This window comes from Brevundimonas sp. (genome assembly GCF_018608325.1).
Taxonomy (GTDB): Bacteria; Pseudomonadota; Alphaproteobacteria; order Caulobacterales; family Caulobacteraceae; genus Brevundimonas.
On record NZ_JABAZW010000150.1, the window covers coordinates 1 to 10461 of the forward strand.

The window sequence follows — 10461 nt, forward strand, 5'->3', positions numbered from 1 at the left end:
GGCGACGGATGGACCTGCCCTGGTGATCGCAGTGACGGCAGACCCGGCGGCAGGCACGCTGGAGGCCAAGGAGGCCTATTCGCTGACGGTGGCCGGGGAGGGTGTGCGCCTGACGGCGTCAGGGCAGGATGGGGTTCTGCGCGGTCTGGCGACGTTGCGCCAACTGGTTCAGGCGCAAGGGGGCGGCTTTGTCCTGCCTTATGCCCAGATTGAGGATTCGCCCCGTTTCGCCTGGCGCGGCCTGATGGTCGATACGGCGCGTCACTTCGTTGAACTGGACACGCTGAAGCGTCAGATCGACGCCATGGAGCGGGTCAAGCTGAACGTGCTTCACTTCCACTTCAGCGACAACGAAGGCTTCCGCATCGAAAGCCTGCGCTATCCGCGTCTGACGGAAGTTGGTTCGCACGGGCAATATTACACCCAGGCCCAGGTGCGTGAGCTGGTCGCCTATGCGGCGGATCGCGGCATTCGCGTGGTGCCAGAAATCGACTTCCCAGCCCACACCGGCGCGATCATGATTTCCTACCCCGAACTGGCGGCCATGCCGGTGGACCCGAACAACCGCCTGGCCATGTTCGGCGCAGCGGTTGATCCAACCAAGCCTGCGACCTACGCCTTCATCAAGGGGCTATTGGAGGAGATGTCGGGTCTATTCCCTGACGCCTATTTCCACGTCGGCGGCGACGAGGTCGAAGCGACGGCCTGGACCAGAAACCCCTCCATCGTGGCCTTCATGGCGGATAAGGGTTACGCCGACACAGTCGCGCTTCAGGATTATTTCTTCAAGGAAGTGAATGACATCGTGCGTGGCGTCGGCAAGACGACCATGGGCTGGGAAGAGGTCGCGGATCAACCGATCGATGACAGTGTCGTGGTTCAGGCCTGGAGAAGTTCAGAGGCTGTGTCCCACATCACGGGGCAGAACAACCGGGCGGTTGTCTCGGCGGGCTATTATCTGGATCTGCTTTGGGCGGGGCTGGATCACTATGCGCGCGATCCGCTGGATGTGGACGCCACCCCGCCTGACAGCCCCGAAAAGATCATTGGTCCCAAGTCTGACAATCCCCTGACGACGGATCAGAAAAACCTCGTGTTGGGTGCGGAGGCAGCGCTGTGGGCTGAGACTGTAACGGACGAGATGGTCGATCACCGCTTCTGGCCGCGTGCTGCACTGCTGGCCGAACGGTTCTGGTCGCCGCAAAGTGTCAGGAACCCGCACGACGCCATGCGCCGAGCCGTCGTGGTGCAGGAGGGACTGCGCGTACAGGGTTTGCAGGATCAGGCCCAGCGTTACCGCATGGCCGCGCGACTGGCGCCGCATGATGTCGAAGCCGTCATGACGCTGGCGGATGCGACCGTTCCGGTGCGTAACATGGGGCGACTGGCCGAGGTATTCGCGGCCCTGCGCGAGCGCCGACCGCTGCGTCTTCCCAGCCTGACTGCACCGGTGGATATCGCCAATGCCGACAGCCTGGATGTGTACCGCATGTCGGTCTGGGCGGACGCCTTCGCGCGGGGCGATCAGTCGGCGGCAACGCCCCTGCGGGCGGCGCTTGAAAAGTACCGCGACAACCATCCGCGCTTCATCGCCGCCGCCCAGGGCGTAAACAGCCTGGAGCAGGCCATTCCCATTTCCGAAGAGGTGGCGCGGTTTGCGGTGCTCGGTCTGGAGGCGATTGATTTCAAGACGCGTGGCGTGCGTCCGACTGCAGCCTGGACGTCGAATGCCCGGTCCTTGTTGGCCAAACAGGTTGAGGCTTCTGAGGCGTCATCGTCGTCGGCCAAGATCATCCGTGGCGTGCCGCAACCGCCGGCCCTTTTGCTGATTGGTCTGGCGCCGGTGGTGGATCGACTGGTGTCGAACGTGGGGGCGTCTCAATGAGGGCGGGAGCCGCAGGGGCTGTTTCGCTGATCTTGTCCATGGCTGCGGGGCTGGGGGTGGCGCAGGCGCAGGAGGTTGCTGCGGCAAACCCCGCGCCTGCAGTCGGCATGGTCGATAATCCGTGCCCCGTCATGCCTCCCAAACCTCAGCCAGTTCTTGATCTTGAAGAGGCCATGATCCGTCCGGGGGCAGTGAATCTGCCCGCCATGATGGCTCTGGCGCAGACGCCAGAGTTTCAGGCCTACGCCGCCGCCAAGACAGCGCGTGAGGCGGCGGATGGGCCGGGTCTATGCTTTTATCGCGAAGACAATGCGGCCTTGTTGGCCAGCGGTGTTCGACCTGATGTCATCATGATCGGCGATTCAATCACCGAGAACTGGGCGCGTGCGGATCAGCCCCTGTTCGCCGAGCGGCGGATCGTCGGGCGGGGCATAGGCGGCCAGTCCAGCGCGCAGATGCTGGTGCGATTTCGTGCCGATGTCATCGCGCTGCGACCTCGCGTGGTGCACATCCTCGCCGGGACCAATGATGTGGCGGGGAACGGTGGCCTGACCAGTCCTGAGGCCTACAAGAACACTATCATGAGCATGGTGGATCTGGCGCGGGCGAATGGGATTTCGGTCGTCCTTGGGGGGCTGCCGCCGGCAGAGCGTTTCTTCTGGAGGCCGGGGGCTAAACCTGCTGGCCAGATTATCGAACTGAACGATTGGCTGCGCGCCTACGCCGCCGAACAGGGCGTTCCCTTCATCGACTACCACGCAGCCCTGGTGAACGAGCGGGGCGGGATGCGCAGTGAGTTGAGCGTCGATGGGGTTCACCCCAATCGAGACGCTTACGTCATCATGGATCGGTTGCTGCTGGCGGTGGTGAACTAATACCAATTGGCCCGTAATCGGCCTTTTCCATACCGCTTTGGTGTTCCCTCAGTCACGCATCCGTCATCTGACCGATTGACAGCGATTTCACGCTTGCGGCAACTTACAAGCAATGCTGACTATAACCGGCGTGGCGAGACCATGAGTCTCGACCAACAAAAGCAAAATAATGCGAGGGGAACGGAATATGCGTAAATCATACGGACGTGCGGCCTGGCTGGCGGCGACGGGCGTGGCGACGGTTCTGGCCGTGGCCATGCCTGCCAGCGCGCAGGAAGCCGCAGGCGCCAATGCGACCCAGTTGGGCGAAGTCGTCGTCACGGCGACGCGCCGCGCCCAGCGTCTTCAGGAAGTACCGGTTTCTGTCACCGCCGTCTCGGGTGAAACCCTGGAGAAGTCGAACTTCCGCGAGGTGTCGGATCTCCAGTATCTGGCTCCTAACGTCACCTTTTCCTCGACCAACCCCGTCTCGAACGGCGGCGGCTATCAGGTACGGGGTGTCGGCACCCAGACCTATGACGGCGGCGTCGAACAGACGGTTGGTCTGGTCGTTGACGGCGTGGTGATCGGCCTGCCGCGAGACCCTGGCGCCACCGGCTTCGCCGATGTTGAGCGCGTCGAGGTGCTGCGCGGGCCTCAGGGCACCTTGTTCGGCAAGAACGCCTCGGCGGGCGTGATCCAGATCATCAGCCGTAATCCGCGACTGGAAGAGTTCTCTGGCAACGCCAGCCTGTCCTATGGCGAGCGTAACGAACAAGTCGCGCGCGGCGTCATCAACGTGCCGCTGGGATCGACCCTGGCTGCCCGGATTTCGGGTTTCTATACGGCCCAGGATGGCGCGATTCCGTATGTGAACCACGGCGGCCATGTTGGCGACCGCGACAACAAGGGCATTCGCGGCAAGCTGTTGTGGCAACCCACGGACGATCTGTCGTTTGTGCTGACCGCCGATTATCAGGAAGGCTTCGCGCGCGACTCGCCGATCATCAAGAGCTTGGGCGTCAATCCGCGATACAACGCCTTGTTCGACCGATATGCGGTCAAGCCGGGCGAGAACACCTTCCTGGCCTATGACGATGGCGACTGGGTCGCGAACACCAAGGTCCAGGGCATTTCGCTGCAGGCAAATTACAGTCTGGGCGATTATACGCTGACGTCGATCACAGCTTATCGTAAGTCTGAGATGTCGCAGTTGTCCGACATCGATCACTCGCCGTTGAACATCTTCAACAATAGCGACGGCTCGATGGACAACAACCAGTTCACGCAGGAATTCCGCATCGCTTCACCGTCGGGTCAGAGGCTCGAATATGTCGCGGGGCTGTTTTACTTCAAGACCGACATCAACGGCGTCACAAACCAGAAGGGCGACTTCCTGAAGTTCGTCACGGGTAACCCGCTCGCACCGCCGGCTGTCCTGTATGGCGAGCGTCTTCAGCATTCGGCGACGGAGAGTTACGCTGCCTACGGTCAGGCGACCTATGCGCTGAACGACCAGTTCAAGCTGATCGGCGGCCTGCGTTACACCAATGACTCCACATCCGGATCACTGAAGATCAACCCGGTGCCGGGATACTCCACTTACGGTACTCTGTTGCCCTATAGCGGTGGGGTCAGTGCGGACAATGTGTCTGGTCGTGCGGGTATTCAGTACACGCCCAGCCGCAACCTGATGGTCTATGGCACCTATTCCACGGGATATAAGGGGCCGGCCATCGACTCCGTCAGCGGCGTGGTTCAGCGCGTAAAGCCTGAAACGGTTGAAAGCTATGAAGTCGGGGTCAAGTCGACGCTTCTCAACGGCCGCATGATCCTGAACGGCGCCATCTACACGGCCGACTACACTGACTTCCAGGCTCAGGCTCTGGATCTGACGTCCGCGACGCCTCGCCTGGGTCTAACCAACGCCGGTCTGATGCGCGCACGTGGGGTTGAGTTGGAGGCCACCTTCCGCCTCATCCGTGGCCTGACCTTTGGCGGCAGCGCGGCCTACAGCGATGCGACCTACAAGGACTACAACGGCCCCTGCTACACGGGGCAGCCTGTTTCGCCGATCGTCGGGCAGGGCTGCTACCTGGTGCCGGGAACGGCGGGAACCATGGTGGCCAACTATGCCGGAGAGCGTCTCGCGAACGCGCCGGAGTGGAGCTACAATCTGAACATCGCCTATGAGCGTTCAGTTGGCACCGGGCTGCAGATCGATGCCAGCGCCAACTGGGCATGGCGCGACGACACCTATGCGATCACCGCTGATCCGCGATCTGTCACCGATGCTTACGGTATGCTCAACGCCAATATCGGCTTCGGTCGTGAGGACGGCTCGTGGCGCCTGAGCCTGTATGCCCGCAACCTGCTGGATCAGATGTTCTACGGCGCATACCCCTCGCTCAGCCTGTTCAATGCGGGTGGGTATGAACGGGTGATCAGCCCTGACGCCTTCCGCACGGTCGGCATGAACCTGACGGTGGCCTTCTAAGCTTCTGAGCCTGCCCAGGTTGGGCGCGGGCCGGGCAATGTCCGGCCCGTTCTTTTTGACTCCGCGAGCGATGACGTCGCGGTCACACGATTCTCGACGAATTGTCGATAACTGTGTTGAGAGCTTGGTGAGGCGCTTCGCCACAGCTTGGCCGTTTGCTGCGTATCGGCAATAAATCGACAGAATTTTAAGTTACAATCAATATTGACTGTTTTTGGTCCGCTCCATAGGGTTCGAGTGTAGGCTGTTCGCAGGGGTACGAAATGACGATGATGAGCCGCAGAGGGCTGTTGGGCACGAGCGTGGCTGCGAGCGGCGCAGTCGTTGCAACGACCAGAACCGCGACGGCGAACGCGCCAACAAGGCACGGCTTCCTGTGGGGGTCGGCAGGCGCGGCCTATCAGATCGAAGGCGGCAATACGGCCAGCGACCTGTGGGTCGTGGAGCATGTCCAGCCGACCATCTTCCGTGAGGCGTCTGGTGATGCCGTTGACGCCTATCACCACGTTTTTGAAGATATCGCCCTTGCGGCGTCTCTGGGCTTCAACGCCCACCGCTTCTCCATCGAATGGTCCCGGATCGAGCCTGAAAAGGGACAGATCTCACTGGCGGCCATCGCCTATTACCGCCGCGTACTGGAGGCGATCCGCAGCCATGGCATGACCCCGGTGGTCACCTTCCATCATTTCACCTCGCCGCGATGGTTCGCTGCCGCTGGCGGTTTCGAGACGCGCGACGGGATCGAACCCTTTGTCCGCTATGCCGAAATCCTGAGCCGCCATCTGGGTGATCTGTTCGGCGTGGTGGCGACTTTCAACGAGCCGAACCTGGGCGGACTGATGAGCTGGGGGGCGCTGTCCAAGCAGATCCGTCCCATTATTCAGGCCTCGCGTGCTGCGGCTGCGCGTGCTGTGAACTCGGACAAGTTCGCGCCTTTGGTTCTGGGTGATTTCCGCATCCAGACCCCAATCATCATCGAGGCGCATGAGCGCGCTTATGACGTCATCCGCCGCGAGACGGGCGGGCGGGTTCCGGTTGGCCTGACGGTCGCGGTGAACGAAGAGCGGGCGGGGACGCCGGACGCCCGGGTGGACGCCAAGCTGGAGGACGCCCTGCTGCCGTGGTTGCGCGCGCGCGGGGACTTCATCGGTATCCAGAACTACACCTACAGCCTGGTCGGCAAGGACGCCGATCTGCCCAATCCCGACGGTGTCGAACTGACGCAGATGAACTATCCCTTCGCGCCCGAGGCGCTTGAGGGGGCTGTTCGACTGGTGGCGCGCCATACGGACAAGCCTATCTATGTCACCGAGAACGGTGTGGCGACCGAGGATGACACGCGCCGTGTCGCCTTCATCGACAAGGCGGTTCCGGGCGTCTTCGCCTGTATGCGCGATGGGATTGATGTTCGGGGCTACATCCACTGGTCATTCTTGGATAACTGGGAGTGGTTCGCCGGGTTTGGGCCGAAGTTCGGGTTGGTCTCAGTCGACCGCACCAGCTTCGTACGCACGCCCAAGCCAAGCGCCGCTCATTTCGGGCGGATCGCGCGGGCGGGCCTGCCAGGAGATCTCCGACCTTGACCAAACCCAAGCCGCCACGCCGCACCCAGGAAAGCCGTAGCGCAGAGACACGCGCCCGCCTGCTCGAAGCCGCGATCCAGTCGCTGTATTCGCGCGGCTATTCGGTGACGACGACGATGGCTGTCGCCGCGGACGCCAAGGTCAGCCGGGGCGCCATGCTGCACCAGTTCCCGACCAAGGTGGATCTGATGCTGTTCGTGGTGGAGAGCGTCTACGCCGAGGAAATGGTTCTCTATCGCGAGAGACTGGCGGCGTTTGATGATCCCAAGGAACGGCTTTTGTCCCTGCCTGAGGTCATGTGGTCTGTGTTGTCGCGGCCTGAGGGGGTCGCGGTGCTGGAGGTCCTGCAGGGCGCGCGCAGTGACGAGGAACTGAACCGTCGCCTGAAGCCGCTTCAGATCGCCATTGAAAAGGACTCCTTCATCGCTGTGGACAGGGTGGCGGATGCGGCGGGCATTCCCGTGCCGCCGGTCATGAAACGTCTGATCGTCTGGTCTATCCGCGGTTTGTCGGTCGCCGAGCTGACCGCCGAGGAACCCGGTGAGATGGTCAAGTCCGTGCGGCTTCTTCGTCGCCTGCTGTCCTACGGCATCAACGAAACAATCGAACCCGAACCCGCTGCGGGCGGCTTCCGCGTGCGCGGTCGAATAAAGCCAAAGGAAACGAATTCATGAAGTTGATGGGAATCCTGCTGGCGTCCACGGTGCTGGTTTCGGCCACGCCGGTGCTGGCCCAGAGTGCTGGTCAGGGCGCGGCGCAGCCTGCGCAGCCTGCGCAGACCGCACGGCCCTGGTCCAACACCGCCCTGTCGCCTGACGAGCGGGCGCGTCTGGTGGTTTCGGCCATGACGCTGGACGAGCAGATCCAGTTGCTGCGGACCCAGTCGGGTTTCGGCCTGCTGTCGCTGGGCGTGCCGCTGCCAGCCTCGATTCCCGAGAATATGCGTAAGGAGACACCGATAGGCGCCCTGGGATCGGCGGGCTTTGTCGCAGGTGTGGAGCGTCTGGGTATTCCCGCACAACAGATGTCGGACGCCAGCCTGGGCGTGGCCAATCTGGGCGGCATCCTGCGTCGCGGGGACGAGGCGACGGCTCTGCCCGCCAGCCTGGCCCTTGCCTCAACCTTCAATACGGAACTGGCACGTGAAGCGGGCCGGGTCGTCGGTGCCGAGGCCTTCGCCAAAGGCTTCAACATTCAGCTGGCCGGGGGCGTTAATCTGGCGCGCGAACCTCGCAACGGCCGTAACTTTGAATATGCAGGCGAAGACCCGCTGCTGAGCGGCCTGATCATCGGCGAGACCATCGCGGGGATTCAGGACAAGCACGTCGTCTCGACCATCAAACACTACGCCCTGAACAATCAGGAGACGGGCCGTTTCGTCCATGACGCGCGGATCGAAGAGGGGGCTTTGCGCGAGTCCGATCTTCTGGCCTTCGAGATCGCCAATGCGCGCGGCCGGCCCGGATCGGTCATGTGCGCCTATAACAAGATCAACGGCGTCTATGCCTGCGAACACCCGTTCCTGCTGAACGATGTGCTGCGCAATGAATGGAATTACACCGGTTGGGTCATGTCCGACTGGGGCGCGGTCCACAGCATGAAGACGGCGCTTGAGGCCGGTTTGGATCAGGAATCGCCGCAGGATGAGAACTATTTCGCTGGGCTGAAGGCCGCCGTCGAATCCGGTGAGATTTCGGCTGACCGCGTGGCCCTTTCGGCCCATCGCATCTTGCGCAGCCTGTTTGCTGTCGGTGCTATCGACCATGTCGCGACCAAGGGCGGCGCCATCGATCAGGCCGCCAACGCCGCCGTCGCCGAACAGATCGCCTTGCAGGGTATCGTTCTGCTGAAGAACCAGGGCAATCTGCTGCCTCTGGCCGCGACGGCCAAAAAGATCGTGGTGATCGGCGGGTTTGCGGACCGTGGCGTGCTGGCGGGCGGGGGCGGTTCGTCGCAGGTCATGCCTTACGGAGGCAGCTTCCGTGATGGTCGCGGGCGTGAAGGCATCTCGGCCCTGCTGGCGCCGGTCTATGGTCTGTCGTCGCCGCTGAAGGCGCTTCAGGCTCTGCGCCCCGACGCTGACATTCAGTTCGACGACGGTTCCGATCCGGCCCGCGCGGCCGCACTGGCCCGCAGCGCCGATGTGGCCATCGTCTTCGCCACCCGCCCCGAAGAAGAGGGGATGGACGCTGAAAACATGCTGTTCCCGTTCGGTCAGGACGACCTGATCGCCGCGGTCGCCGCCGTCAACCCGCGTACGGTCGCCGTGCTGGAAAGCGGCAACCCCACCGCCATGCCGTGGCTGTCCAAGGTCGGGGCCGTGCTTCAGGCCTGGTATCCGGGTCAACGCGGCGGCGAGGCTATCGCCAAGCTGCTGACCGGCGAGGTTTCGCCCTCGGGCCGTCTGCCGCTGACCTTCCCGGCCTCGGTCGAGCAACTGCCGCGGCCGGAAATCCCCGGTTTTGATCCGACCCAGCGCACGCCCTTCGGTTTGGGCAAGCCGGTCGCGCCGTTCGGCTTTGACATGCCGGAAGGGTCGGACGTCGGCTATCGCTGGTTCGAACGCACCGGCGCCAAGCCGATGTTCGCCTTCGGTCATGGCCTGACCTACACCAGCTTCCGCTACGCCAACGCTCGCTTCAACGGCGGCGCGGACCTTAGCGCGACGGTCACCCTGACCAACACCGGCGCCCGCGCAGGGACCGAGGTGGCCCAGCTGTACGCCGCGCCTCCGGGGCGCACCCACCGTCTGGTCGGCTGGGCGCGGGTTGAGCTGCAACCGGGCGAAAGCCGTACGCTCACCCTGCAGGCCGATCCCCGCCTGCTGGCCTCGTGGGATGGCGCCGCCAGCGACTGGCGTCGTGCAGGCGGCGACTATCAGGTCTTCGTCGGCCGCGCCGCCGACGCGCCGGAAGGCCGGGCGCAGGTTCGCCTGAACGCCGCGACTCAGATCGCCCGCACCGTCGCCGGGGACCAGTAAACATGAAACCGGCGCTCGTTCTGGCCCTCGTCGGCGTTCTAGGCGCCGGTCTTCCTGCTCTTGCCCATGCCGGACAACCGGCGCGGCCTGTCGCTCAGGTCCAGAGCGGCGCCGTGCGTGGCGTGGTTCAGGACGGCGTCGCCGTCTGGCGGGGTGTGCCCTATGCGGCGGCTCCGGTCGGCGATCTGCGCTGGCGTCCGCCTCAACCCGTCGCCGCCTGGACTGGCGTGCGTGAGGCGGACGCCCTCAGCCCCGACTGTTTCCAGGGGCGGATGCCGAATCTACCGGGCGTCAAGGCGACGCCGCCTGCGCCCCTGTCAGAGGACTGCCTGTATCTGAACGTCTGGCGTCCTGAACGGGTGTCGGCTCGTCAGAAACTGCCGGTTCTGGTGTGGATACACGGCGGCGGTTTCGTGAACGGCGGCTCGTCATCGCCTGAAACCTATGGCGACGCACTGGCCAGGCGCGGGCTGGTGGTCGTGACCTTCAACTATCGACTGGGGCGGCTGGGCTTCTTCGGCCACCCTGGCCTGACCGCCGAACATCCAGACGAGCCCAAGGGCGATTACGGTCTGATGGATCAGATCGCCGCCCTGCGCTGGGTGCGCGCCAATATCGCGGTCTTTGGCGGCGACCCCGCCAATGTCACGGTGATGGGGGAA

At 63.4% G+C, this 10461-nt stretch carries 7 protein-coding genes; all 7 read left to right on the forward strand.

The annotated features are described in order from the left end of the window. Positions 1-1885 (forward strand): family 20 glycosylhydrolase (locus QZ281_RS14955; protein ID WP_292229711.1); only part of this gene is annotated, 1885 nt, incomplete at its 5' end. A 38-nt stretch (positions 1886-1923) separates the two neighbouring features. After that, the gene (locus tag QZ281_RS14960; protein WP_292229713.1) at positions 1924-2760 is read left to right on the forward strand and encodes a GDSL-type esterase/lipase family protein; all 837 of its coding nucleotides are present in this window, start codon (positions 1924-1926) and stop codon (positions 2758-2760) included. A gap of 187 nt (positions 2761-2947) precedes the next feature. Beyond that, a complete protein-coding gene (locus QZ281_RS14965; RefSeq protein WP_292229715.1) occupies positions 2948-5236 on the forward strand; it encodes a TonB-dependent receptor in 2289 nt (762 codons plus the stop codon). Between the two features lie 269 nt (positions 5237-5505). After that, positions 5506-6819 (forward strand): family 1 glycosylhydrolase, encoded by a 1314-nt coding sequence (locus QZ281_RS14970; protein ID WP_292229717.1) that lies wholly within the window; start codon positions 5506-5508, stop codon positions 6817-6819. Then, on the forward strand, positions 6816-7493 hold the full coding sequence (locus tag QZ281_RS14975) for a TetR/AcrR family transcriptional regulator (protein WP_292229719.1): 678 nt from the start codon (positions 6816-6818) through the stop codon (positions 7491-7493). The genes QZ281_RS14970 and QZ281_RS14975 overlap by 4 nt, the downstream gene beginning before the upstream one ends. Then, positions 7490-9799 (forward strand): glycoside hydrolase family 3 C-terminal domain-containing protein, encoded by a 2310-nt coding sequence (locus tag QZ281_RS14980; protein WP_292229721.1) that lies wholly within the window; start codon positions 7490-7492, stop codon positions 9797-9799. The genes QZ281_RS14975 and QZ281_RS14980 overlap by 4 nt, the downstream gene beginning before the upstream one ends. A 2-nt stretch (positions 9800-9801) precedes the next feature. Beyond that, positions 9802-10461, forward strand: a 660-nt coding sequence (locus QZ281_RS14985) for a carboxylesterase family protein (protein WP_292229724.1), incomplete at its 3' end; no start/stop codon positions are given.